Below are 24,505 nucleotides of genomic sequence, written 5' to 3' on the forward strand. Positions count from 1 at the left end.
CCGACGGCCGCGCGCCGATCGCCAGAAAACACGGCAGACGGCGCGGGCGGGTTCTTGGACGCTACGCAGGTGATGATGTCTCGTCCGGCGCGGGGATGCCGCCGGCTTGACTGATTATGTCCATTCGCAATCTATTTGATTGCAAATGGAGTTATTGGTTAATAATTCTTATGCTGTGACGTATTAGCGGCGTTTAATCAATTGCCCGCGCTGGAAGGGTTTTATTTCCTCAATACCGCGTGGTCACTGAAAAAATTGACAATAAAAGGGCTGACAGGCGCGCGCCAATGCGGCAAAGTTAAACGGTTTCGATTAGAGTAAATTTGCTAGAACATGATATAGACATGTGCGCGGCCCCTGCCGGCCATGCGCGCAACATCCGCCACCGGATTACCCGCGGTGACTCTTATTGAATGGATACTCTGGCCTCGTCATGATGAAACCTGTTTTCAGCACTCAATGTTATGCCCTCGCTTTGGGCACCTTACTGGTTCTTGCCATCCCTGTTGCCCACGCCGCTGAGGCCCCGCCCGCCGCGCCGGAAATCAACGCCCGCGCGTATATCCTGATGGATTACCAAAGCGGCAAGGTGCTGGCGGAAGCCAATGCCGATCAGCGCCTAGACCCCGCGAGCCTCACCAAAATCATGTCCAGCTATGTCATTGGACAGGCGATGAAAGCCGGCAAAATTCATCCGGCGGACAAAGTGACGATCGGTAAAGACGCCTGGGCCACCGGCAATCCGGTTCTGCGCGGCTCGTCGCTGATGTTCCTGAAACCGGGCGAACAGGTGACGGTCGATGATCTCAATAAAGGCATTGTTATCCAATCCGGCAATGACGCCAGCATCGCGCTGGCTGACCACGTTGCCGGTAGCCAGGACGCCTTTGTCAGTTTGATGAATCAGTACGCCGCGGCGCTGGGGCTGAAGAACACCCATTTTCTGACGGTACACGGCCTCGATGCGCAAGGGCAGTACAGTACCGTGCGGGACATGACCATTCTCAGTCAGGCGCTGATTCGCAATGCGCCGGACGAGTACGCGCTGTACAAAGAGAAAGAGTTCACCTACAACAAAATCAAACAGCCTAACCGTAATCGTCTGTTGTGGAGCGGTAATTTGGCCGTCGATGGCGTGAAAACCGGTTATACCAGCGGCGCCGGTCACAATCTGGTGGCGTCGGCCACCGATAACGGCATGCGGCTTATTTCCGTGGTGCTGGGCGCTCCGACCGATGGTATTCGCTTTCGCGAGAGTGAGAAGTTGTTGACCTGGGGATTCCGGTTTTATGAAACCGTGATGCCTATTCCAAAAGACCGCCCCTTTACTCAACAGCGGGTGTGGTTTAGCGATCGCAGCCAGGTGAATTTAGGCGTCGCGCAGGATGCGGCGATTACCTTGCCGAAAGGGCAATTGAAAAACCTGAAGGCGTCCTTCACGCTCTCCTCCCCGCATCTGGAAGCGCCGCTGGCCAAGGATCAGGTGGTGGGCACCATCAACTTCAGTCTGGACGGCAATGTCATCGAGCAGCGCCCGCTGGTGGTGATGGAGGAGGTGAAGAAAGGCGGCATTTTCCGCACGCTGTGGGACTGGATCTTACTGAAGATCCACGGTTTGTTCAGCTAAACCCCGCCGCCGCCGATGCGATCTGCCGAAGCTGGCACCGCCGCAGGCGCCTACCGTCAGCGCCCGTCGGCTGATAGCGCCGGCGCTGTGCCGTCGGGCGACGCTGCCGCTTTAGACAGACATCGCCGGCGCAACGCCTCACATGAGCTTATAGACGGTCGCGGTCAGCGCGACGAGCCCAACCGCCCAAACAAAATAATTGCTCGCCAATCCGCGATAGCGCGCCATGGCGAGCACTTTGTTGATGGCGTACATCGGCATCAAGAACAGCAGCATGGCGATAACCGGGCCGCCCAAGGTTTCAATCATCCCGAGAATGCTTGGGTTGATAGTGGCGACCAGCCAAGCGGTTAAGAGCATGAATACAGCGGTTATCTTGCCCATGGCGCCGGCGGAAATTTCCTTGCCGCGCGCCTGCAGGGCCGAGGTCACCAGCCCGCTAAACCCTTCGCGGGCGCCGAGATAGTGCCCCAAAAAGGATTTGGCGATGGCGACAAAAGCGATAATCGGCCCGAGTGAGGCGATAAAGGGATTATCAAAATGGTTGGCCAGATAGGACAGCATAGAAATATTTTGCTCTTTGGCCTCCTGCATGTTTTCCGGCGAAAGGCTTAAAGCGCAGCTAAAAACGAAAAACATCACGGTCAGCACCATCATCACATGGCTACAGGCCAGGATGCGGGAGCATTTCGATTCGGCCGCATCGCCATATTCTTCGCGTTTAGACATGGCGAATGACGAGATGATAGGGGAATGATTAAAGGAAAACACCATGACCGGCACCGCTAACCACAGGGTGCTGAGCAGCCCGCCGCCGTCGGCCTGCGGCTGCACCAGCGGCGCATGAAATATCGCGCCGCTTCAGTACGGGATTAAATAGAACGACAAAAACACCAGCACCGTGACGAAAGGGAACACCAGCACGCTCATTGACTTGACGATAATGTCCTTCCCGAGCCAGATAATCATCATCAGCCCCACTATTAACAGCAGCGCCAGCAAAGCCCGCGGCGGCGTGCTGTAGCCGAGCTGATGCACAATGAAACTCTCGACGGTATTGGTGATAGCGACACTGTAGACTAGCAGGATCGGATAGATGGCGAAGAAATACAGTAGCGTAATGAAGTTACCCATGCGGTTACCGAAATGCTCCTTCACCACATCGGTAATGTCGTTGCATTTACCGTTGCCCGACAGCACGAACCGCGTCATGCCCCGGTGGGCGAAAAAGGTAATGGGAAAGGCGATAAGCGCCATGATAAGCAGCGGCAGCAGCCCGCCGATACCCGCATTAATGGGCAGGAACAAAACGCCGGCGCCGATAGCCGTGCCATAAAGTCCCAACATCCATACCGTATCGGTTTTGCGCCAGGCCGCGTCGAACGGGATAGCCCGCGCGCGGGAAGCTTTTGTTATGTCCATAAATTCTCCGAATAAAACGCAAAGGCTGGCGGGCAATAAATTCTCGCAGCCGCCGTTACTCTGTTTTGAATAATTATATCGAGGTGGTTCAATTATTCGTCTTGGATTTATCGAAAATCTTCGGGGGAATAATAATGCGTTTATTTGCCACTTCCAGCGTTAATGCCATTTTTTTTGACACCGGTCGAATATTTAATTGCAATAACCGATTATGGCATAATATTCTCTGGCATGAGTCAATCATTGAGCGAATGCATTGGCGTTCATGATATAAAAGTTTAAAGGTAGTGCTTATATTTTAATAGGTAAAATTTAGTTTTCTCTTTTTCGTCTCTAGGTTATTTTTTGTTAATTGCGCACGTTACATGTAAAATTTACGTGTCATGAAGAATGGCTAAATAATACGCATAACGGGACTCTATTCCGGGAAATATATCACGTGAAGAAAATACACCCCAGTTATGGTGTTTAATTGCGCAACAAGGGCAATAGCGCATGAAATGACTGGCTTTGTTTTGTCGATAACACACCTTTCGCGGTCGCTATTGACGGGTTAGTGCCTGTGACGCTACCGTTTGGCGCATTTTGCTGGCGATCGCCGTGTCTATTGGTGTAACGCAAACCGATATTGCGACCAAGGAAGTAGCGGCGGCGAGAGTGATAAAAGGATAGGGACGAAGCAAAATAAAAAACCCGAGCGTCTTGAACCTAATAGGCGGGACGCTCGGGCTCCTCAAAATGGGGACATCAAAGAAAAGCAGTGGCATAAAGTAGGACCGGGAGGCGGGGCAAAAGTTCTGCCGCCGCGAGAAATAATTTTTTACTCTCCGTTAAGCCGCCCGCGTAGCCTGACAGCAAATACCCCTAACCCGCTTCTGAGGATGACGCTTGCGTAACGTTGTCGCCACGGCGTCTGGCGGCTGCCGCACTCCTTGCTTGACAAGGTAACTGAACCAGACTGGCGGTAATAGCCGTACCGCGATGGATCGCACCCGCCCAATGCCCCTTGCCTGATTGAACGTCCATGTATTAGGGAAATTTCCGAAAATTGCGCTCGCCGGGCGCTTTGTTGAATAAATCCGAAATTTGTGACGACTTCCTCCCTATCAGGGCGATTGTTACATGATGCGGACGCTGTTTGGCATTCCTAACAGCGTGATCCGGTTAAGCGCTTTGACCATTGCCATAGCCTCACCTACCTGCGCGTCATAGTCATGCAGACTCAGATGACCACCCAGAAGTGTTTTAAACCGGAACATGGCCGTTTCAGCCAGTGAACGCTAGTGATAACCTACTTTCTTTTTCCAGGTATCGTTATTGCCGCTCAGATGCTGATTTGCCACCGCATGGTTACGCTCATGGTATCGAGCTGGCCAATATTGCGCACCACTTCGCGGTGGGATAAGCGGCTTTATTTTTTTCCTCAGCAGAACATCATGACAGTAACGCGTATCGTAAGCACTGTCAGCCGACGCTTCCCTGATTTTCCGGTGGGTTTGGTTAATCAGCCCAGGCAGCGCCTGCGCATCTGTCGTACCGCTTAGCGATAAATCGACACAGATAATTTCATGTGTCGCGCTATCTACTGCCAGATGAAGCTTGCGCCATACTCTGCGCCTCTCAGCCCCATGCTGCCTGACTTTCCATTCGCCTTCGCCGAAGATTTTCAGGCCGGTGCCATTGATGACCAGGTGTGAGATTTCGCCGCGGGTTGGCGTTTTTATGCTGATGTCGACGGTTTTTGCTTGCCGGCTGACCAGAGAGTAATCTGGGCAGCGCAGCGACAGCCCCATCAGTTTAAAAATCGCGTCAACGAAACCCTGTAACGCCCGGAGCGAAAGGTTAAACACGCGCTTTATCATCAGAACCGTGGTAATGGCCATATCGGTGTAGTGAAGCGGCCGGCCACGATGTTCAGGTGGTGTACTCTCAGTCCATGCAGCAATGGCTGACTCATCAAGCCATACTGTCATGTCCCCCCGCTGCCTGAGCGCATTGTTGTATGCGGGCCAGTTGGTGATTTTAAACTTTTGCTTTGCCATGGGGACCTGATGTTGAAACGAATGTAGTGATCAGAGCCGCCAGTCACCTAAAAGTTCGATTTATTCAACAAAGCCCTCGCCGGGGCAAAAGTCCCTCAAAAACGGTGACAGTCCGTTAACCAGTAAATAACCCCCGGGAATGTCGCCGGAAAAAATAGCGCAGGCGTTGATGGCGTTGGGCCATCGGGTTAATAGGGGAAAAGCTCAATCCTTTTATCGTGTTGGCGGGACGTTGCGCTGTCGTCACCGCGATTGACGCCCGCGCCCGGCAGCAAATCACTAATACTTTTGCAGCACGCCGTAACAAAAATATGACCGGATGTACCCGAACGTGTAACCGATATTTTACCTGAAACGCCTTGATATAGTTGAAGTTAACCGTTAAATTTACTTGACCAATTTCACCGGCGGCCAGGCTTGCCTGACCTCCCGCGACGTTACTTGCTGCGACGCGCATATAGGCACATGAATGCCAAAAGTCAGACGGGCGTAACGGCCGTCTGCCGGGATTTCTGCCCCCTCCACCCGGGGGCGCTTGCTTTTTTTCACCGGGAAACAGGCATTATTGCCGCCATCGTGGCGGGTATCTATGAGGGAGGCAACTATGGTGATTCATCAGTATAACGCAGGCATTGCGGTCAGCTCGCTGGTTTTTGTGCTTATTTTCATCAGTCAAAAAACCGCTCTGGTGTCCTTGGCCACATAGGGCCACGGCGGGCAATTCGGCCTGCTGCTGTTTATGCTGCCCGGTATACTCGGCGCACTGCTGGCCGCGGCGGTCTGTTGGCTGCTGTTCAATATCGGCGTCACGACCAGCTACAGCCTGTGGCACCAGCTGACTTATCTGCTGAGCGCCGTGTTCTGGTGCGGTTTTGGCGCGCTGGGCTGCTGCTTCGCCGGGATGCTGATGCACCATCCGGCCCATTGAAGCGCCGGCTGAAACGGCGGCGTGGACCGGGTCAAAGCATCCCACCGGCGGGCGGTAGCCGCCGTCAGGACGGGTACAGGCTCAGATTTTCCTTGGCATAGGCTTCAAAATCGGTGCAGCCGCCAATATGAATTTGATCAACAAAAATTTGCGGCACCGTTTCCACCGGTTTTGGACAGATCGGCCTTGGAGATGCCTTCGGCGTGGATATCAACATAACGGTAGGTGAAGTCATCCCGTTCCGCGGTCAGTTTTTCAGCCAACGATTTAGCGCGAACACAATAAGGACAACCCGGACGACCGAAAATGACTGCAAACATAACCACTCCTCTTACATGAACGAATATCGAAACGGCAAGCGCGACGTACGCCGCTGTTTTGCCGCGATTCACTATGCCTGCCCCGGCGGGTAAAAAAAAGCAGAAATTACCTCTCGATTTCATGGCCGTAGCCAATCTTTGGCGTCAAGCGGGCGCCCGCGGGGCGTGAACCGCGGGCGCAACGCTGCCCTGAGGCAGCCCCAGGCGCCGCCCGAATCTTTTCTCGACCCCCGCCGGCGGGGGGATTATGATGTCGCCAACGCGATATTTTGCCTGGATAAAGTGTGAAACTAGCCATTCTCTCCCGCGATGGGACCCTGTTCTCCTGCCGCCGGCTGCGCTCAGGCCAGAGGCCATAAGGTCGACATTATCGATCCGCTTTCCTGTTATATGAATATCAATAGCGCGGCCCCTTCGATTCACTATCGCGGCCAGCGGCTTAAGTTTTACGATGCCGTCATTCCGCGTATCGGTCCCTTGACGACCTTTTACGGTACCGCGGTGCTGCGCCAGTTCGAGATGCTGGGCAGCTATGCCCTGAACGAGTCCGCCGCCATTACCCGCGCGCGCGACAAACTGCACTCCCTACAGCTGCTGGCGCGCCAGGGCATTGACATGCCTATCACCGGTTTCGCCGACTCGCCGGACGATACCGGCGATTTGATAACGATGGTGGGGGGGCGCGCCGCTGGTGGTCAAACTGGTGGAGGGGACGCAGGGGATAGGCGTGGTGCTGGCAGAGACCCGACAGGCGGCGGAAAGCCTCATCGATGCGTTTCGCGGCCTGAAAGCGCAGTTTCTGGTGCAGGAGTTTATCGCCGAAGCCGATGGGCGCGATGTCCGCTGTCTGGTGATAGGCGATACAGTCGTGGCGGCGATTGAGCGCCAGGCCAAAGCGGGCGATTTTCGTTCCAATTTGCATCGCGGCGGCAGCGCGCGGCCAGTAATCATCAGCGAAGCGGAGCGGGCGATGGCGATTCGCGCGGCGGCAACGCTGGGCCTGAACGTGGCCGGCGTGGATATCCTGCGTGCAAAGCGGGGGCCGTTGATCATGGAGGTGAATGCGTCACCGGGGCTGGAAGGCATAGAAACCGCGAGCGATCTCGATATTGCCACGCTGATGATCGCCTTTATTGAAGCCCGTCTCGCCGCTCGACCCTGCCGGTAAGCTAGAACAACCCGTTTTTCGGATAAAACCGGCGCGCGGGGCGTCGTCGCCGCCGCGCGCCTGGGGATTGCTTAAAAATCAATCGCCTGTTCCCCGGCCGACGCGGTCAGCGGCGGCCGGATTTGCGTCGTCGTCGCCAATCTCCGGTAAGGGAAGGTGAAATTGCTGCATTTGACCATAGCGCTACTATTTATTATTCCGTAAGCTATGCCCCGTTTCATACTAGAGAAGAGGTTGGCCTTATATGGATTCACTTGTCGTACCGGATCTGGATATCCTGAGGCGCTGGCTGGAGAAGCTGAATTTATCATTCTATGAATGTGACTCTTGCCAGGCGTTGCACTTGCCGCATATGCAGAATTTCGACGGTATTTTTGATGCCAAGGTCGATCTGGTTGACAATGTCATCTTGTTTTCCGCTATGGCGGAGGTACGGCCGACGGCCCTTATCGCCCTGGTGGGGGATTTGAGCCAGATCAACGCCAGTTCGCTGACGGTGAAAGCGTTCATCGATATTCAAGACGACAACCCGCCCAAACTTGTGGCCTGCCAGGCCCTGGTCAGCGCTGCCGGGGTGACCCTCGGCCAGTTTCGCCACTTTATGCAGCAGGCGGAGGAGCAGATTTCTATGCTGATTATGGAGGCGCGCGCCAACGATCTGTTATTTATGGGCGAAGAGGACGACAGCGACGCCCATGCCCCTTCAACGCCGGTGATTCATTAAGCCGCCTCTGGTCCGCGCGCCCGGCATTCCTCATGGTTTGCCGCGTCATGGCCGATGGCCACATCGGCCGCGCCAAGGTGTTATCCTGCCGATCGCAAGCGTCGTATGCCTTTATACTGCATAAGGGATATTATGCGCTATTTTATTTGCCTTTCGCCGGCCGGTTACACCCGAAAATGCGGGGAAATGCATAATTAATCATTTAAAGTCGTTTTTTACGCCGAATACTGGCGCGGGAACGCCTGTACGGTTATGCTGGCGATCGGCTTTGTGGACGCCTGACGCGGGAGGTTAGCGCGTGCAACCGCGGCGCTACCTCGTGCAAGCCACCGGCCGTTGTGCGGCGGGTTCACCGCACAGGCCACCCTTGAATGCCGGGATCGCGCTTATTGCCAATCGGCGGGATCGGTGCAGCGACATTAACGCCGCCTTTAGATGAAGGTTTAGGGAGGAAGTAACGGATGTTCACCCAACGTCAAACATGGCTTACTGGTGCGATTGCCGGCTTACTGATGGCCGTTTCCGCCTCTGCGTTCGCGGAGCAGAAAACGCTGCACGTGTATAATTGGTCGGACTATATCGGGCCGAATACGGTGCCTGATTTTGAAAAGAAAACCGGCATCAAGGTGGTCTATGACGTTTTCGATTCCAATGAGGTGCTGGAAGGGAAACTTATGGCTGGCAGCACCGGCTTCGATATCGTTGTGCCCTCCGCCAGTTTCCTGGAGCGCCAGCTGTCGGCCGGGGTATTCCAGCCGCTGGATAAGAGCAAACTGCCCAATTACAAAAACCTCGACCCGGAGTTGCTCAAGCTTATCAGCCGCCACGATCCCGATAATAAATATGCCGTTCCCTATATGTGGGCTACCACCGGCATCGGCTATAACGTCGATAAGGTGAAGGCGGTGCTGAGCAAAGATGCGCCGGTTAACAGCTGGGATCTGGTGTTCAAGCCGGAGAACCTGGAGAAGCTGAAAAGTTGCGGCGTCTCGTTCCTCGACGCCCCTTCCGAGATTTACGCAACGGTGCTCAACTACTTGGGTAAAGACCCCAACAGCGACAACGCTGCTGATTACACCGGGCCGGCCACCGATTTGCTGCTGAAACTGCGGCCGAGCATTTGCTACTTCCACTCCTCGCAGTACATTAACGATCTGGCCAACGGTGATATTTGCGGCGCCATCGGTTGGGCAGGTGATGTTATGCAGGCCACCAACCGGGCCAAGGAAGCGAAAAACGGCGTTAATATCGCCTATTCAATTCCGAAAGAGGGGGCGCAGGCGTTCTTTGACGTGCTGGCTATTCCGGCGGACGCCAAAAACCTCGATGAAGCCTACCAGTTCATCAACTATCTGCTGGAGCCGCAGGTCATTGCCGACGCCAGCAATCAGATTTTCTACGCTAACGGCAATAAAGCGGCCACGGCGCTGGTAAACCCGGAAGTGCGTGACAACCCAGGTATTTACCCGCCGGCGGAGGTGCGCGCTAAACTGTTTACCCTGAAAGTGCAGCCGCCGAAAATCGACCGTGTGATTACCCGCTCCTGGACGAAAGTAAAAAGCGGCAAATAACCCGGCGAATTACGCTACGCTTACCTTAACCGACAGGCGGCTCACCCCCGCCTGTTATGCTTTGTTCGCGGCAATGCGCCGGCCGAGCCGGTCCGCTGTCCCCGCCGATACCGGAGAGTGATGTTAGTGAACGATGCACTACCCCGTCCGCCGTCCAACAGCGCCCGCAAAATGGTGACGCCTTTGCTGGAAATCCGCAATCTGACCAAAAACTTTGACGGACAGATGGCGGTGGATGATGTCAGTCTGACTATCTATAAAGGGGAGATGTTCGCCCTGTTGGGGGCTTCCGGCTGCGGCAAATCCACTCTACTGCGGATACTGGCGGGATTCGAGACGCCGACCCACGGCGCCATTGTTCTTGATGGCCAGGACCTCTCCCATACGCCGCCCTATCAGCGTCCGATCAATATGATGTTCCAATCCTATGCGCTGTTCCCCCACATGACGGTTGAGCAGAATATTGCCTTCGGCCTGAAACAGGACAAGCTGCCGCGCGCGGAGATAAAACAGCGGGTGGATGAGATGTTGGCGATGGTGCATATGCAGGAATACGCGGCGCGTAAACCCCATCAGCTGTCCGGCGGCCAGCGGCAACGGGTGGCGCTGGCGCGCAGCCTGGCCAAACGGCCCAAGTTGCTGCTGCTGGATGAACCGATGGGCGCGCTGGATAAGAAACTGCGCGATCGCATGCAGCTGGAAGTGGTGGATATTCTCGAACGGGTCGGCGTGACCTGCGTCATGGTCACCCACGATCAGGAAGAAGCGATGACCATGGCGGGCCGTATCGCCATCATGAACCGCGGCAAGTTTGTGCAAATCGGCGAGCCGGAGGAAATTTATGAGCACCCCAACAGCCGGTTCAGCGCCGAATTCATCGGCTCGGTAAATATGTTCGAGGGGTTGCTTAAAGCGCGTTCCGACAACGCGCTGATTTTGCAAAGCCCGGGCCTGCTGTCTCCGCTTCGGGTCAATACCGATGTTTCGGTGGTGGACGGCGTGCCGGTTCACGTGGCGCTGCGGCCGGAAAAAATTATGCTGTGCGAGGGCGCGCCGGCGGACGGCTGCAACTTCGCCGTCGGGGAAGTGATCAATATCGCCTACTTGGGGGATTTGTCCATTTACCACGTCCGTCTGAACAGCGGGCAGATTATCAGCGCCCAGCTGACCAATGCCCACCGTTACCGCAAGGGCACGCCCACCTGGGGCGACCAGGTAAACCTGTGCTGGGATGCGGACAGCTGTATTGTGCTTACCGTATAGGGGAGGGGAATTGTATGTCCAACGCCAACCCTAAATCGCCGACCGGCGGCGCGCGGCGCGTGGTGATCCCGGGCCTGTTGACGCGCTTGCAGATGGCCCACGGCCGCAAGGCGGTGATTCTCCTGCCGTACCTGTGGCTGCTGCTGCTGTTTATGTTGCCGTTTTTGATTGTATTTAAAATCAGTCTGGCCGAAATGGCACGCGTCATTCCGCCCTATACCGATCTGGTTGCGTGGCTGGACGGTACGCTGACCGTTTCGCTCAATCTCGCCAATTTCATGCAGCTGCTGGACGATCCGCTCTACATCGAAGCCTATCTGCAATCCCTGCAAGTCGCGGCGGTGTCGACCTTTTTTTGCCTGCTGCTGGGCTATCCCATGGCCTGGGCGGTGGCGCACAGCCGGGCATCGACGCGTAATATTTTGCTGCTGCTGGTGATTTTACCCTCCTGGACCTCGTTTCTGATTCGGGTCTATGCCTGGATGGGCATTTTGAAAAATAACGGCGTGCTGAATAATGTGTTGATGTGGCTTGGGGTTATCGACCAACCGCTGGTCATTTTGCACACCAATCTGGCGGTGTATATTGGCGTGGTATACGCCTATTTGCCCTTTATGATCCTGCCTATCTATACCGCGCTGACCCGCCTGGATTATTCGCTGGTGGAAGCTTCGCTAGACCTGGGCGCGCGGCCGCTGAAAACTTTTTTCCAGGTTATTGTGCCGCTCACCAAAGGCGGCATTATCGCCGGTTCGATGCTGGTCTTCATTCCGGCGGTGGGGGAGTATGTGATCCCCGAGCTGCTCGGCGGGCCCGACAGTATTATGATCGGACGGATCTTGTGGCAGGAGTTTTTCAATAACCGCGATTGGCCGGTGGCTTCGGCGGTGGCGGTGGTGATGTTGGTGCTGCTGATAGCGCCCATCATGTGGTTCCATAAACATCAGAACAAAGCCATGGGGGATCAGCGATGAATCAGTTACCGGTGGTCCGTTCGCCCTGGCGCATCGTGATCTTGCTGGTGGGCTACACCTTTCTCTACGCGCCGATGCTGATGCTGGTGATTTATTCCTTCAACAGCTCGCGGCTGGTCACGGTCTGGGCCGGCTGGTCCACCCAGTGGTACCTCGTGCTGGTGCATGACAACGCGATGATTAGCGCCGTGACGCTGAGTATGACCCTGGCGGCGTCGACCGCCACCATGGCGGCGGTGCTGGGGACCCTGGCGGCGGTGGTGATCGTCCGCTTCGGCCGTTTTCGCGGCGCCGGCGGGTTTGCCTTTATGCTGACCGCGCCGCTGGTGATGCCGGACGTGATAACCGGTCTGTCCCTGCTGCTGCTGTTTGTGGCGCTGGGGCACGCGATAGGCTGGCCCGCCGAGCGCGGTATGTTTACCATCTGGCTGGCGCATGTCACCTTTTGCACCGCGTATGTGGCGGTGGTGGTGAACTCGCGCTTGCGCGAGCTGGATCAGTCGATTGAAGAGGCGGCGATGGATTTGGGCGCGACCCCGGTGAAAGTGTTTTTCATCATTACGCTGCCGATGATCGCCCCGGTCATCATCTCCGGCTGGCTTCTGGCGTTTACCCTGTCCCTTGACGATTTGGTTATCGCCAGTTTCGTCGCCGGTCCCGGCTCCACCACGCTGCCGATGCTGGTTTTCTCCAGCGTGCGCATGGGGGTCAATCCGGAGATTAATGCGTTGGCCACGCTCATCCTGGCGGTGGTGGGGGTGATAGGCCTTATTGCCTGGTGGCTTATGTCCCGGAAGGAAAAACAGCATCAGCGCGATCGTCAACGCGCCGCGCGTGGCTGATAAACGGAATCGTTGCTAATCTTAGGGAGTGCGCCGGCGGCAAACGGCGCGAGCGTGAAGGAGAGAGGCGATGTCGGAGATACTGAGAAACAGCACCACCGTTGGCGCCCGTCCCCGGGTTCGGGTGCCCATCGGCGCGCCGGTGGCGGTGATGATAGCCGGGATCGCGCTGATTACCATTCGTTGTCTGGACGTGGTGGTGCTGTTTAATGCGTTTGGCGTCAACGGGATGCACAGTTTTGTCAGCAACAGCAGCCGCGCTTGGGATCTGACCGGCCTCTTCCTGGCCAGCCTGACCATGGTATTCATCGAAATCCGCTGCGGCTTTGGTGTCTGCGCGCCGTGCCCTGGACCCGCTGGTGCTATTTAGGCTGCCAGATTATAAGCGCCCTCTATCTGTTTTTCGCCACCTGGCGGGGGTTTTATCCGGAAATGTTTATGCTGCCGGGCGACAGCGCCGGGCAAATCAGCTATGAGGTGTTGATGCTGAAATTGCCGGATCTGCTGATTATCGCGCTGCTGTTCGGTGCCCCGTCCAGCCACCGTTTTTTCGCCCGCCGTAGATGATTTGACGCGAGGGCGGTGCTACAATGCGCCCCCGTTCCGCCTGCCAATATCCGAAACCGCCCATGCATTGCGAACTTTTCACCTCCGAACGCTGCCGCTCTTGCCAGTGGCTTGCCATGCCCTATGGCCAGCAGCTCGCGGAAAAACAGCGCCGGCTGGCCGCGCTGTTGCCTGCCGTGCCCGACGACGGTTGGCAGCCGGCGATGGGCTCCGCGCCGCAGGGGATGCGCAATAAAGCCAAAATGGTGGTGAGCGGCAGCGTTGAGCGGCCGCTGCTGGGCATTGCCGATGGCGGGGTGGACTTGTGCGCCTGCCCGCTCTATCCGGCCAGTTTCGCGCCGGTGTTCGCCGTTGTGAAACAGTTTTTCCCGCGCGCGGGGCTGACGCCTTACCATGTGGCGCGTCGGTGCGGCGAACTGAAATTCCTGCTGTTGACCGAGAGCCGCCATGATGGCGCGATGATGCTGCGCTTTGTGCTGCGTTCCGAGGCCAAGCTGGCGCAGTTACGCGCGGCCTTGCCCTGGCTACAGGCGCGCTTGCCGCAGCTGCGGGTCATTTCGGTCAACCTACAGCCGGTACCGATGGCGGTCCTCGAAGGGGAGCGGGAAATCGTGCTGACGCCGGACCGTGCGCTGGAGGAGCGGCTTAACCAGGTGCCGCTGTATATACGGCCGAAGAGCTTCTTCCAGACCAACCCACAGGTCGCCGCCGGCCTGTACGCTACCGCCCGCGATTGGGTCGCCGCGCTGCCGGTGACGCGGTTTTGGAATCTGTTTTGCGGCGTGGGCGGCTTCGGTCTGCACCTTTGCCGTCCCGGCATGCAGCTGACCGGCATAGAAATTAGCGCGGAGGCCATCGCCAGCGCACGCCAGTCGGCACATCAATTAGGGTTGGAGCAGGTCTCGTTTCAGGCGCTGGATCCTGTACTCCAGCTGCCAGGCCGCGACGCTGGTGCGGGATCTCGGCGAGCTGGAGGATTACCGGGTGTGCCGCGTCCGGCTATTCGATATGTTTCCTCATACCGCTCATTATGAAACGCTGGTGCTGCTGGAGCGCCGCGCGGCGACGCCGGTAGCGGCAGGCTAAGTCCGCGGCCGCCCGCCAGTGTCAGAGGCGGTCTGGCCGTATCCCCTTAACGCGGTGCGGCCAGCGCGCCGGCCGCTCCAGCGTGCGCATCAGCAGCGTCAACACACCGTTGACGCACAGATAGATAATCCCCGCCGCGCCGAACACCATCACGTCATAGGTCCGGCCATAAAGCAGCTGACTCTGTCCCATCATGTCCATCAGGGTAATGGTATAGGCCAGCGAGGTGCTTTTGAACACCAGCACCACTTCGTTGGAGTAAGAGGAGAGGGCGCGCTTGATGGCAAACGGCATCAGCAGCCGCAGCGACTGGAACCGACTCATGCCCAGCGCCGCACAGGACTGCCACTGACCATCAGGAATGGCGCGCATCGCGCCGGCAAACAATTGCGTGCTGTAGGCCGCGCTGTTAAGCGCCAGCGCCACCATGGCGCATAACCAGGGCTGTGACAGTAGCGACCAGAGCCAGGGGATGGCGCACAGGGAGGCAGATTACTCCTTTTTTATAAATATAACTTATTTATATTTATTTATATTCACAATAAAAGATCCACAAAATGACATCATCTTGGTGCTAGTAGCCAATTTTATGGCTTTTCATGGGCAATCCCTCTTCCACGGAATCACCACGTAAAGCCTCATTCCGCACGTTACGCCAGTCGATTTCGTCACGTGACTGACGGCTCTGCTGTGGGGTGGCAAGCATTTCTGGACTCTCAGGGGGAACGATGGATTAGCCGGAAGCCCTTTACTGGCGCGGCTTACAGCCATTTTAAGGATTTTGGACTCGTCGCAAAAAAATGAGCGAAAAATGAGTTTTTTGCACTATATTCTGGACTGGATTGGTCGTGGTTTGAGTAAGTTTGAAAGCCGTTTAAACAGTTTCAATTAACGATTTTGTTGATAAACATACTCAATGCATTTATATTTTATATATTTCAACGGCTCTTTTGCTATAGTTTGTTAGGATTGACCCTGTACACGATTCTGTGTAAATGCCTTTTCTCAGAAGTGACCGTCCAGGCGGTCACCGAACTCGATAATAAAGCGGCTCATTGCCATGCGCCAGTCCCTCAAAGGCATTGTCCATTTCTGTGAGGCCGCCTGTATCGCCAGCCACACCACCTTTTTCACTGCGTCGTCGGTCGGGAACACCTTGCGCTTTTTGATGGCATGCCGGATCACGCTGTTTAACGACTCGATGGCGTTGGTCGTGTAGATCACCTTGCGGATGTCCGTTGGGTAGGCAAAGAACGTGGCCAGATTGGCCCAGTTTGCCTGCCAGCTTCGACTTATTTGCGGGTAGCGGATATCCCAGGCACTGGAGAACGCTTCCAGCGCCTGCAAGCCGGCTTCTTCCGTAGGGGCCTGATAGATAGCTTTCAGGTCGCGGGTGACGGCCTTGTAGTCCTTCCAGGAGACGAACCGCAGGCTGTTGCGCACCATATGCACGATACACAGCTGGAGCCGCGCCTCCGGATACACCGCGTTAATAGCGTCAGGGAAACCTTTCAGCCCGTCTACGCAGGCGATAAGGATATCGTTCAGGCCGCGGTTTTTCAGCTCTGTCAGCACGTTCAGCCAGAACTTTGTGCCTTCATTTTCGGCCAGCCACATACCTAGCAACTCTTTCTGGCCTTCGATGTTGATGCCCAGCGCCAGGAACACAGATTTGTTGATGATACGGCTGTCCAGCCGGACTTTTAGAACGATACAGTCAAGATAAACAATGGGATAGACTGCATCCAGAGGCCGGTTTTGCCATTCGAAAACCTGCTCCATGACCGCATCGGTGACCTTTGAGACCAGCGCCGGCGAGACATCGGCGTCATACAGCTCTTTGAACGCGGCGGCGATCTCGCGGGTGGTCATCCCTTTGGCGTGCAACGATAAAATCTGGTTATCCATCCCGGTAATCCGGGTCTGGTTCTTCTTCACCAGTTGCGGTTCAAAGGAACCATCACGATCGCGCGGAGTACGCAGCGCCAGCGGGCCATCGCCAGTGGTAACGGTTTTTGTGGAATAGCCGTTGCGGGCGTTGGTCTCCGGTTTAGGCTGATTTTTATCGTAGCCGAGATGATGGGTCATTTCGGCATTGAGAGTTGCTTCGACGCTGATTTTTTTCAGCAGCCGATCGAAGTGACTGAGATCTTCAGGGGTTTTGAGATTTTTGGCCAGTTCGTTAGCCAGAGCCTGCAACTGTTTTTCGTCCATAAATTAACCTGTTTTTGATGTTGGATTGAACATATCAAAATCAGGCAAATACACAAATTTCTAAACAGGCTTACCACTGAGATTATCGGCTATCGCCTTCACCGCCTTTGGCGTCGCTGCCATCGTCTCGCTGTCGCTGTGGGTGTCGCTTCTGAGTTGGGTGATGCCCGCAACCGAAGTGGTCGCATTCACGATACGCTGCACAAGCCGACTGCCATCGCCAGCAATCTCTCTCGACTCACCATTAGGTACGACAACCCCTGCGCCCGCTTTCGTGCGACAAATCAGCGAGCCACTGCCCGTGCATTGATTCACCACCGTCCAGCTCTTCTGCCACGCGGGGAAAATGACTGCCACGTTGGCCTTCAGATCGCCTGAGAGCACAATACGCGCTTTAGCCGCCTGTAGTGCGCTCAGTGCTACATCGCCTTTTGACAGCCCGGATAGCGTGGCAATACCGTAGTTTTCTGCCGGTACCCACCCCGTCAACGTGCCGTCTGTCACTTCGGGATTATCCAGATTGTTATCGACGCTGTTCAGCCAGAAGCCGCTGTTCTCCGAGTTCGGGATTTTCGCGCCCGCAGGGTAACCGCCGATGGCTTTGGCAAACACCGCATCAAACGGGTAGCCCGCCCCGGCATTGGCCCAGCGCCCCATCGCTGAGAGTTCATTGAGGATACTGTTAAAGTCCTTGCCGCTGGGCGGAATGCCGCCCGAGACTTTGGGCACCATCGTTTCCGGCGGAAAGCCCAGACTCAGCGAGGCCTCGCCGCTGCCGGTTTTGGTGTCCTGCGGAATATCACGCTTGTTGCCGTTCTGCCCGAACGGTATCGCGTGTTTGGTGGGGGTATGGCTGGATTTCATGTAAACTCCCATAAAAAAACCTGTATGTCGCAGGTCATTCAGTAAAATGTGCCCTCATCCATCGGATAGGTGTCTGCCGCAAAGCCCAGATTAGGCGTCGGCGCAATGATAAATCTCACCTCTACCCCGCTCGGTACCGGCATCACTGCCAGCGTTTTCAGTATCGCCAGATCAGACAGCGTTGGCGGAAACTCGAACACAAGGTTCATGGTCATATCCCGCCCGTCGGTGCAATACACCTTGCCCCGGTCGGTAAACAGAATACGCAGAAAGCGGTTAATCGACGGGATAGTGGCATCGGTAATATTGCTAAAGGCTTTCGCCAATATCAGCTTGCGGTAGGCGTCATCGGTTAATCTGACCACCGATGAGGGTTGCAGCAAGGCATAAAACGGTGACACATCGAACGGTTGCGGGTAACCATCAATGGCCGTGATTTCAGCTTCGTCAAAGCCCAGATAATCTGGGGTATCTTCCACCGTCAGATAGCGCGACACGCCGACAATTTTTCCCCAGATATCCAGGCTATAGGTTTGTGCCGTCTCGATATCCCATACCGCCGTTAAAAAAATGTCGGTAAAACGCTCGAGACTAACGGCCTGCTCAAAGGTGGCTATCACAGCGTTTAACGCCTTTGATGCCGCATACTGCGCCTGTATCGTCTTCAGGTAATTCATGCCGTCACCACCTGAATAGCCGTCTCTGACGTCACCGGCACCTGGTCAATACCCAGCGTCACCCCCGACGACCAGTGCTGGCCGTCCAGCGATAACTCTATCACCGCGATATTCAACCTGACCGGGTCAACCGCTGCCACACCGGCATAAAAACGCCCGGCAGGGATAAGTGCCCCGATGGTCGCCGCGGCGTTGATATCGTCCTGCCCGGTAAACGTGGTGATAATCGCCTGCTGAATACGATTATCGGTATCGGCGGGTAGCTCAGTGCGCTGATTTTGCAGCGTCACCCGAAAAGACACCGTGGTGGGCTTTGCCGTCTGCCACTGCAAGGCATACTCGGGATACGGTGGGCTGTAGTCCTCGGTATGTTGAACGGTGTAATCCGTATCGCCGTTCATCTCACAACCGGGGGCCTTGTTGTTGAAAATAGCCTGGGCAATATCGGCCTGTGCACCGCCATAAACACCAATGTAGACTGAATGCGGGGCCACGGAAAACCCCGTTGCACCCATTGTCACCGCCTCGCTCTTGCGATTTGACCAGACATAGGCGTCAGTGACGCCGGGCACCGCCAGCAACGCCGCCTGAAGAGACACATCCAGATTACGTGCATTTAACGCCACCGAGTGACGTCGACGGTGTTCAAAATCGGCGCGGCTCTCCTCAAGGTTGCCCGGCACCCCTGCCGTTGGGTTGCTCACCCCTGACCAGTCCGGTACCGCCTGGTACACACGGTTCAGCGTCTGCGCCGGGCAGGGCAGCGGACCCGGCGTCTGGTTCTGGAACACGACCGCCACACTCCCCGTGGGACCGATGGTGGTCGCCGCCAGGCTGCGATACTGATAGCCCGCCTCATCCTGCGCCACGCTGCCCACCGGCAGCTGCGTACCGGCCAGCCCCGTGCAGATAGCCGTCACCGTGGTACCGGTCGCGCCAAGGCGGTCAATAAAATATAGTCGCCCAATCGCGTCCTGAAACCGGCCACTGGCAAAATCCGGGTTAATCTGGTTAACCAACGCCAGCAGCTGGTCGTTTCTGGCGGTGATAATCGCTGCCTCACTGCTGGCCAGCTGGCCCTGCGGGGTCGTCAGGCTGGTGCTCATCGCACCGCCAAGCGCCGTGGAGAAATAGCTTAGCCGGCCGTTCAGGATATCGACTTCATCCGGTACCAGCAGGCCGGTCTTGGAAAAGGTGACCGCCGGCACTGCGGTGGTATGCGCCGAGGATTTCTCTGTCATAATAGCACCGTGGTTTGGTCAAAGTTGGTATCGATTATCGTCATGACGCCGCCCATACAGCGCTCGCCACCGGAAACGGCCGTGCAGCTTGCGGACGACACATAGGGCAGCTTCATCGCTTCCTGCTGCATTTTGGTGTTGATAAGCTGCGTCCCCGGCCACTGACCCAGGATGCGTGGGTAGTAAGGGATGCCCAGTGTGGTGTCGTACCAGCATTCTCCCAAAAAGGTGCTGCAGACACAGGCAACATCCTGGGCCACCGCGTAAGGGTTATCGGTGACCGCCAGATTGCCGGCACCGTCCAGCATCAGATCCCAGGTCTGCGTGTCGAGTCGCAGTGAACGTGTTTGCATGGCCCTCTCCTATTGGGGTTCTCCCGTCTGCGCCCCGCCCGACTGAACACCACCGTGTACGTGATCGCCAAAGGCAATACCGCCGATGATCGCACCGCCGGCGAGTGAAGCCTGCCCGGTTACCTTCAGGGTATTCGAGCTTTGCACCTCACCGTTCAGCAGGATGCTGTCTGCATTCACCGCAAAGCGTGAGGCATTGGCCTCAATATCTGGCGCGTTCAGTGAAATTTTCCAAGGTGAGGTGACATTGATTTGCTGATCGGCAAACGCAACAAACTGCACCGGCCGGCCGTTGAGTACGCCACCTAGGTAGAGGGCATCCGACAGATTGTGCGTGCGCCGGGAGCCGGGCATTGACGGCTGGCGCGTTGCCTTGACGCCACTGATATCCCGGTCGCAGATAGCCAGAAAACCGATATCACCGACCTTGGGCGGCATGATCACCGCGCTGTCGCCCCCTTGCAGACGCCAGACCGGGACGTTGTAAACCACCCCATGCGCGATGGGTGCACCATCGCCGGCGACCGCCATCACCATCGGGCGAATATCAATGGCACCCTCTTTCACGTTCACCACCTGCCCCAGCGTGATAAACACATGACGGCCTAAAAACTGGCTCAGGATAAACTCCTGCGCATTGCTATCGCCATTCAGATCGGTACCACTCACGTGTAACGGATGCATCTCATTCTCCCGGTAGTCGTAGCAGATCGCAGGCGGTACTCCACTGCCCGCCCTCCACCCATGACGTCAGCGTATGCACTGCGCCAATAACGCTGTATTGCCCGCTGGCATCGGGCAGCGCCGTCTCCAGCGACAGCTTGCGCCCGATGAAGATATCGGCACAGAACAGCGTGGTGATGCTGAGCCCCACGCTGGTAAAAATGGGATAGCCAATCAGCCCTTGCTGTGGTGAAACCCGCAATGCCGGCGCTTTTCTCGGCGTGCCCTTCGGCCAGATCATCACCTGTTCGACGTTGATGTCGATGTCTGCTTCAACGGCTTGGGCCGCCTCCAGCATCTGCCGGGTGATATCCCCCTGAAAATAGGGGTTTGGCAAGGCGCGTTTCACGCCCTGGTTTTCGTATTTCAGCCCAGCTACTGATGCCAGCGACGTAAAGATAGTGTCAATGCCAATGGTGCCTTCGGCACTGAACGGCGGCGCGGCTTTCGCCCGCAAATAAAACATCATGTTAGCGGTGATCATCAGCGGCACGTCTGGGGCCTGATTGTAATCGGCGTAGGCGTCGCTGATGAATCCCTCGAAGATTTGCTGATCAGCGGCCCAGAGGCGGATCCGGTTCGGCGCGGCCCCGTCGATCCAGACGCCCTTATAGCTCAGCACCGCCATGTGCTGTGGCGTCAGTCCCCAGAGATACAGGGTGATCTGCGTGCCGGCAATGCCGCCATAGGCTGCCAGGCTCACATAGCCGCGCACGTTATCGAGGGGCAGTACATTGCCCCGATCGTCAAAGGTCTTGCCTGCGGCAAGGGTGAACTCCACCCTAAGATGGCGTATCTGGTAGCTCATCGCAACGCCTCCGGCGTCAGATAGTAGAGTTTGAAGCGCTGCCCCAGCCCCGCCCATTCCGGATCGGCCTTCCCCTCAAGATCAGCGAAAAACAGCTCACCCGCGAACGGGAGATAGCCATAGCGCACGATTTTGTTGCCATTCAGGCACAACACCCCTGTAGGCACGGGGTATCATTCACGCTCAGATCGAGGTACAACCCCGTACTGCGCTGGTTCAGCCGGATGGCACAGGCCTGATTATTCAGGCTAACGATAAACTGTTGCGCCTTGAGCGGTTTTAAAACAATTTCCAGCATCAGGTTAAACTCCGTGCGAGCCAGTCTACTGCGTGGTCCAGCTTTTGCCGTGGGCTGATGACCACCTCACCCAGCGATTTTCGGACATCGTCAACCGCAGATGACACCGCGCCCGCGACACGCTGAAAGGCCGGGACAATACCTGTCTGCGCTTTTTTGACCTCGTCGAGGGTGGGGCCGGTCGTTGACGGCGTCACGCTCTCCGTCCGGGCGTTGGCCCCCTGCGTCCGGCGGTTATCCGTCGGGCTGGCCTGTGAGGTTTCGCTGCTGACCGTCACGTCGGCCACGTCCTGCACCGCCTGAAAAACCGCCGTTACCGTGAGCAACGTCGGGCCGCCATCGCTGCGGATGCGGTAGTCGTATTGTGTGAGATCGTAGCCGGCGTAGGTCTTGTCGGGGGTATCGATATCATAAACCGCCGCCGTGGTGTGCATCATTTCAAGCGTTGCCAGTACATCCGAGCGGGAGGTCAGCGTCAGATTAGTCAGGTTGGGCAGGCCGCCGGCGAACCCCGTCCAGCCCTCCACGGTAAAGGTCATATGCAGTTCTGCCGGGTGCTGCACCTTGTTGAAGGTGGTATACCCGCCTTTCTCGACAGGCGCCGTCCCCATCGCCGCCTCGCCCCCGACCTCAACCACCACGAATGACGTCGGTGAAAACGGTCGTCGGCCGATATTGTCGCCCGAGGCGTAGTAGATGCCGTACCCCGGCGACAGTACGCTGTTGACGACCGATAGCAAGCCGCCGCCGCGCACCGCATTAAGCACGGTGGCCTGATTCAGTGAAAACGTCATGTCGAGACTCCGAAAGCGTAGTGGGTCACCAGACTGGAGCGGTTAATTTTCGCCCGGGCGTCGTCGGTGACCCCTTTCAGATTGTTGGCCGTGGTGGTGGCGTTCAGTGTACCGATATGAATGGTCTCGTTGACCGTGGATTGCGCGCCCGCAACAGGCTGTCGCGATTGTGCCGCCATGCCGGCACCCGGTTGCGGCAAAGCCTGGGCGATATCTGCCCGGGTAAGATAGCCTGCGCCATTTTCATGACCAATGATGCCTTCCATCAAGGTGATCATCTGTTGGATATTGTCTGGATCAAGACGCGCATTCGCATCCAGCCCCAGTTTACGTGTCAGCGCCTGAATATAGGCGTTCACGTTGTTACCGTCGGCCGACGGCGCGTACTTTTGCACAATCGCCGCTACCGTGTTGATCCCTCGCCCCAAATACCGCTGCAGCTGCCGGTACAGCGCGGCGATGCCCGCCTGCATGGTCGAGAACACCGCAAAACGCCCCTGCTCCCCTGGCTCTTTCGTCGCACCCGCCTGCCCGGCATAGTTCAGATTACCGGGGTTATTGTTGCGAATACCGCGGGGTACGGCCCGGTAGGGCACGCCGGGGTTGTTCTTTGACCAGTTTTCGCGCTTGAGTCTCTCCAGCTCTTGCATCTCTTCGCCGGTGCTGGGCGTATTGTTGGTCGGTATGACGAGCGCCGCCCACGGTGCGATCCGAGTCAGCGCCGTTGCTATTCTCACGCCCACTGCACCTGTCGCCGCGCCCCCGCCTAGCCCTAGCATGGCGGCCACCGCGCGATACACGCCCCAGAGCCAACCCGCAAATTTTAGCCCTATCAGGGTCAAAATAACGTTTTTCCATCCCTCCATCGCCCCGGCTGCGTCGTTTGCCAGGGTGATCAGGCCCTTGAGGGTGTCCAGAAAACCGCGAACCGCGTTCTTGATGTCTTCCGGATGCGCAGCCATCCAGGCAGCCAGTTCATTCAGCCAATCGTTGAATTGCTTGAGGTACGGCGGCAGCGCCGTAAACAGGATATAGCCGGTCTTCTCGAAGGCCTGGCTGATTGCCGCCCACTGTTCCCGAAACCGTTTCGCTGCCGCAATGTCGTCCTCATCCACACCCGAACCGGCTGTAAAGCGCTCAACGTCCTGCAGTGCGTGCCCCGATCCCATCCACTGCTGCGCGGCGTACCCCAGCCCCAACTCACCGCCGTAAGCCTGCTGCTGCGCGGTATTCAGGTGGGGGAAGGCGGCGGTCAGTTTGCGCATAATGTCTTGTGTGCTGTCACGGCTGAGATCAACATTAACGTCGGCCTGGTTAGCCGCCAGCAACAGGCTCTGCAAATGGGGATCGAGCCCTAGCCCTGCCTGTAAACGCGCTTTGGCATCATTGATACGGGAAAAGGCACCAACAATCTCGTTGGCACTGACGCCAAAGACCTCACCGGCTTTTGTCCATCCGTCCAGCGACTTTGCCGACATCCCGAATGCGTCCGCCGCCGTTGCAAGCTGATTCAGATGCTGGGTGAAGCCCGTGACAAAATTTTTCAGGCCATGCAATGACAGAGTGACGCCGGCCAGCGCCAGCACCTGCGAACGAATGCTGGAGAAGAAAGAAGACGCCTTTTTGCCCGCGACCTCCATCCCCTTGGCCGTTTTATCCGCCTGCTTGCCGGTTTTATCCAGCGCCTCGCGGTTTTTTTTCTCGCCGTTGTCGAACGTCTCTACGACGCGCGCCATCACCGCCGTCAGCCGGTCAAGACCGGCAACCACAGCGTGTTCTCCCGCCTGAAACTGCTTGTCATCAATATCCAGTGCAAGGACCAGCTCATCGAGTATCTGCGCCACTATTTACCCTCCTGCATCACCCGCGCGTTATGCGCATCCACCCGGATAATTTCCAGTAAATCCCACAGATCCGGCACGCCAAGCACCGTATCCAGCTCAACCTTCGAGGCCTTGCCTGCGGACATCACGGTACCGAGGGTATGCGGAACGTTGGG

At 56.8% G+C, this 24,505-nt stretch carries 18 protein-coding genes and 8 pseudogenes; 10 read left to right on the top strand and 16 right to left on the bottom strand.

Annotated elements, in window-relative coordinates:
* Positions 1 to 433: 433 nt before the first annotated feature.
* A complete protein-coding gene (locus tag SOPEG_RS02925) occupies positions 434 to 1,627 on the top strand; it encodes a serine hydrolase (RefSeq protein ID WP_025244236.1) in 1,194 nt (397 codons plus the stop codon).
* Positions 1,628 to 1,765: 138 nt separating this feature from the next.
* Here the strand turns inward: SOPEG_RS02925 and SOPEG_RS02930 are convergent.
* From SOPEG_RS02930 to SOPEG_RS27025, 3 genes and pseudogenes are all read right to left on the bottom strand, one after another.
* Positions 1,766 to 3,049: pseudogene (locus SOPEG_RS02930) on the bottom strand (serine/threonine transporter).
* A 1,118-nt stretch (positions 3,050 to 4,167) separates the two neighbouring features.
* A pseudogene (locus tag SOPEG_RS02940) lies at positions 4,168 to 5,091 on the bottom strand (IS5-like element ISSoEn1 family transposase).
* A 115-nt stretch (positions 5,092 to 5,206) separates the two neighbouring features.
* Entirely contained in the window at positions 5,207 to 5,548 is a 342-nt protein-coding gene (locus tag SOPEG_RS27025; RefSeq protein WP_148296981.1) for a hypothetical protein, read from the bottom strand.
* A gap of 282 nt (positions 5,549 to 5,830) precedes the next feature.
* Here SOPEG_RS27025 and ybjM point away from each other — a divergent pair, with 282 nt between their 5' ends.
* Entirely contained in the window at positions 5,831 to 6,019 is a 189-nt protein-coding gene (ybjM, locus tag SOPEG_RS02945; RefSeq protein WP_025244238.1) for an inner membrane protein YbjM, read from the top strand.
* Positions 6,020 to 6,083: 64 nt separating this feature from the next.
* On the opposite strand, the pseudogene SOPEG_RS02950 reads toward ybjM, so the two are convergent.
* Positions 6,084 to 6,339 (bottom strand): annotated as a pseudogene (locus SOPEG_RS02950) (GrxA family glutaredoxin).
* 284 nt (positions 6,340 to 6,623) lie between these two features.
* Here SOPEG_RS02950 and rimK point away from each other — a divergent pair.
* The 8 genes and pseudogenes from rimK to rlmC all read left to right on the top strand — a co-directional run bounded on the left by rimK (position 6,624) and on the right by rlmC (position 14,534).
* Positions 6,624 to 7,507 (top strand): annotated as a pseudogene (gene rimK, locus SOPEG_RS02955) (30S ribosomal protein S6--L-glutamate ligase).
* Positions 7,508 to 7,751: 244 nt separating this feature from the next.
* Positions 7,752 to 8,231 (top strand): type III secretion system chaperone family protein, encoded by a 480-nt coding sequence (locus SOPEG_RS02960; protein WP_025244239.1) that lies wholly within the window; start codon positions 7,752 to 7,754, stop codon positions 8,229 to 8,231.
* Between the two features lie 461 nt (positions 8,232 to 8,692).
* A complete protein-coding gene (gene potF, locus SOPEG_RS02965; RefSeq protein WP_025244240.1) occupies positions 8,693 to 9,802 on the top strand; it encodes a spermidine/putrescine ABC transporter substrate-binding protein PotF in 1,110 nt (369 codons plus the stop codon).
* A 126-nt stretch (positions 9,803 to 9,928) separates the two neighbouring features.
* Positions 9,929 to 11,065, top strand: a complete 1,137-nt coding sequence (potG, locus tag SOPEG_RS02970) for a putrescine ABC transporter ATP-binding subunit PotG (protein WP_025244241.1) — start codon at positions 9,929 to 9,931, stop codon at positions 11,063 to 11,065.
* A gap of 14 nt (positions 11,066 to 11,079) precedes the next feature.
* Positions 11,080 to 12,039 carry a putrescine ABC transporter permease PotH gene (potH, locus tag SOPEG_RS02975; RefSeq protein ID WP_025244242.1) on the top strand — a complete coding sequence of 320 codons (960 nt, stop codon included), beginning with the start codon at positions 11,080 to 11,082 and terminating at the stop codon, positions 12,037 to 12,039.
* Complete coding sequence (gene potI / locus SOPEG_RS02980) at positions 12,036 to 12,881, top strand: putrescine ABC transporter permease PotI (protein ID WP_025244243.1); 846 nt, start codon at positions 12,036 to 12,038, stop codon at positions 12,879 to 12,881. The genes potH and potI overlap by 4 nt, the downstream gene beginning before the upstream one ends.
* 151 nt (positions 12,882 to 13,032) lie before the next feature.
* A pseudogene (locus tag SOPEG_RS29100) lies at positions 13,033 to 13,448 on the top strand (YbjO family protein).
* A gap of 62 nt (positions 13,449 to 13,510) precedes the next feature.
* Positions 13,511 to 14,534: pseudogene (gene rlmC / locus SOPEG_RS02990) on the top strand (23S rRNA (uracil(747)-C(5))-methyltransferase RlmC).
* A gap of 21 nt (positions 14,535 to 14,555) precedes the next feature.
* Here the strand turns inward: rlmC and artM are convergent.
* From artM to SOPEG_RS03055, 12 genes and pseudogenes are all read right to left on the bottom strand, one after another.
* A pseudogene (gene artM, locus SOPEG_RS02995) lies at positions 14,556 to 15,008 on the bottom strand (arginine ABC transporter permease ArtM); the annotation flags it as partial.
* A gap of 531 nt (positions 15,009 to 15,539) precedes the next feature.
* Positions 15,540 to 16,748 carry an IS256 family transposase gene (locus SOPEG_RS03005; protein ID WP_025244246.1) on the bottom strand — a complete coding sequence of 403 codons (1,209 nt, stop codon included), beginning with the start codon at positions 16,746 to 16,748 and terminating at the stop codon, positions 15,540 to 15,542.
* A gap of 60 nt (positions 16,749 to 16,808) precedes the next feature.
* Positions 16,809 to 17,624 carry a phage tail protein gene (locus SOPEG_RS22490; RefSeq protein ID WP_081742910.1) on the bottom strand — a complete coding sequence of 272 codons (816 nt, stop codon included), beginning with the start codon at positions 17,622 to 17,624 and terminating at the stop codon, positions 16,809 to 16,811.
* Between the two features lie 26 nt (positions 17,625 to 17,650).
* Complete coding sequence (locus SOPEG_RS03015; protein WP_025244248.1) at positions 17,651 to 18,289, bottom strand: DUF2612 domain-containing protein; 639 nt, start codon at positions 18,287 to 18,289, stop codon at positions 17,651 to 17,653.
* Positions 18,286 to 19,530: a baseplate J/gp47 family protein gene (locus SOPEG_RS03020; protein WP_025244249.1), complete on the bottom strand. Its 1,245-nt coding sequence runs from the start codon at positions 19,528 to 19,530 to the stop codon at positions 18,286 to 18,288. Before SOPEG_RS03020 ends, SOPEG_RS03015 begins: the two co-directional genes overlap by 4 nt.
* Entirely contained in the window at positions 19,527 to 19,883 is a 357-nt protein-coding gene (locus tag SOPEG_RS03025) for a contractile injection system sheath initiator (RefSeq protein ID WP_025244250.1), read from the bottom strand. Before SOPEG_RS03025 ends, SOPEG_RS03020 begins: the two co-directional genes overlap by 4 nt.
* Positions 19,884 to 19,892: 9 nt before the next feature.
* Positions 19,893 to 20,567 carry a Gp138 family membrane-puncturing spike protein gene (locus SOPEG_RS03030; protein ID WP_038468135.1) on the bottom strand — a complete coding sequence of 225 codons (675 nt, stop codon included), beginning with the start codon at positions 20,565 to 20,567 and terminating at the stop codon, positions 19,893 to 19,895.
* A gap of 1 nt (position 20,568) precedes the next feature.
* Positions 20,569 to 21,414, bottom strand: coding sequence for a baseplate hub protein (locus tag SOPEG_RS03035; RefSeq protein WP_025244252.1), 846 nt, complete (start codon positions 21,412 to 21,414; stop codon positions 20,569 to 20,571).
* Positions 21,411 to 21,712: pseudogene (locus tag SOPEG_RS03040) on the bottom strand (phage baseplate plug family protein). The gene SOPEG_RS03035 and the pseudogene SOPEG_RS03040 overlap by 4 nt, the downstream one beginning before the upstream one ends.
* Positions 21,712 to 22,506 (bottom strand): hypothetical protein, encoded by a 795-nt coding sequence (locus tag SOPEG_RS03045; protein ID WP_025244253.1) that lies wholly within the window; start codon positions 22,504 to 22,506, stop codon positions 21,712 to 21,714. Before SOPEG_RS03045 ends, SOPEG_RS03040 begins: the two are co-directional and overlap by 1 nt.
* On the bottom strand, positions 22,503 to 24,350 hold the full coding sequence (locus SOPEG_RS03050) for a hypothetical protein (RefSeq protein WP_025244254.1): 1,848 nt from the start codon (positions 24,348 to 24,350) through the stop codon (positions 22,503 to 22,505). The genes SOPEG_RS03045 and SOPEG_RS03050 overlap by 4 nt, the downstream gene beginning before the upstream one ends.
* On the bottom strand, positions 24,350 to 24,475 hold the full coding sequence (locus tag SOPEG_RS03055; RefSeq protein WP_417903433.1) for a transcription elongation factor GreA: 126 nt from the start codon (positions 24,473 to 24,475) through the stop codon (positions 24,350 to 24,352). The genes SOPEG_RS03050 and SOPEG_RS03055 overlap by 1 nt, the downstream gene beginning before the upstream one ends.
* Between the last annotated feature and the right edge of the window lie 30 nt (positions 24,476 to 24,505).

Source organism: Candidatus Sodalis pierantonius str. SOPE, from assembly GCF_000517405.1.
Taxonomy (GTDB): domain Bacteria; phylum Pseudomonadota; class Gammaproteobacteria; order Enterobacterales; family Enterobacteriaceae; genus Sodalis_C; species Sodalis_C pierantonii.

Excerpts from the sequence above, each read along its gene's own strand:
- SOPEG_RS02925 (WP_025244236.1), top strand. The coding sequence starts at position 434 with ATGATGAAACCTGTTTTCAGCACTCAATGTTATGCCCTCGCTTTGGGC.
- SOPEG_RS27025 (WP_148296981.1), bottom strand. The coding sequence starts at position 5,548 with ATGCGCGTCGCAGCAAGTAACGTCGCGGGAGGTCAGGCAAGCCTGGCC.
- ybjM (WP_025244238.1), top strand. The coding sequence starts at position 5,831 with ATGCTGCCCGGTATACTCGGCGCACTGCTGGCCGCGGCGGTCTGTTGG.
- SOPEG_RS02960 (WP_025244239.1), top strand. The coding sequence starts at position 7,752 with ATGGATTCACTTGTCGTACCGGATCTGGATATCCTGAGGCGCTGGCTG.
- potF (WP_025244240.1), top strand. The coding sequence starts at position 8,693 with ATGTTCACCCAACGTCAAACATGGCTTACTGGTGCGATTGCCGGCTTA.
- potH (WP_025244242.1), top strand. The coding sequence starts at position 11,080 with ATGTCCAACGCCAACCCTAAATCGCCGACCGGCGGCGCGCGGCGCGTG.
- potI (WP_025244243.1), top strand. The coding sequence starts at position 12,036 with ATGAATCAGTTACCGGTGGTCCGTTCGCCCTGGCGCATCGTGATCTTG.
- SOPEG_RS03005 (WP_025244246.1), bottom strand. The coding sequence starts at position 16,748 with ATGGACGAAAAACAGTTGCAGGCTCTGGCTAACGAACTGGCCAAAAAT.
- SOPEG_RS22490 (WP_081742910.1), bottom strand. The coding sequence starts at position 17,624 with ATGGGAGTTTACATGAAATCCAGCCATACCCCCACCAAACACGCGATA.
- SOPEG_RS03015 (WP_025244248.1), bottom strand. The coding sequence starts at position 18,289 with ATGAATTACCTGAAGACGATACAGGCGCAGTATGCGGCATCAAAGGCG.
- SOPEG_RS03020 (WP_025244249.1), bottom strand. The coding sequence starts at position 19,530 with ATGACAGAGAAATCCTCGGCGCATACCACCGCAGTGCCGGCGGTCACC.
- SOPEG_RS03025 (WP_025244250.1), bottom strand. The coding sequence starts at position 19,883 with ATGCAAACACGTTCACTGCGACTCGACACGCAGACCTGGGATCTGATG.
- SOPEG_RS03030 (WP_038468135.1), bottom strand. The coding sequence starts at position 20,567 with ATGCATCCGTTACACGTGAGTGGTACCGATCTGAATGGCGATAGCAAT.
- SOPEG_RS03035 (WP_025244252.1), bottom strand. The coding sequence starts at position 21,414 with ATGAGCTACCAGATACGCCATCTTAGGGTGGAGTTCACCCTTGCCGCA.
- SOPEG_RS03045 (WP_025244253.1), bottom strand. The coding sequence starts at position 22,506 with ATGACGTTTTCACTGAATCAGGCCACCGTGCTTAATGCGGTGCGCGGC.
- SOPEG_RS03055 (WP_417903433.1), bottom strand. The coding sequence starts at position 24,475 with ATGTCCGCAGGCAAGGCCTCGAAGGTTGAGCTGGATACGGTGCTTGGC.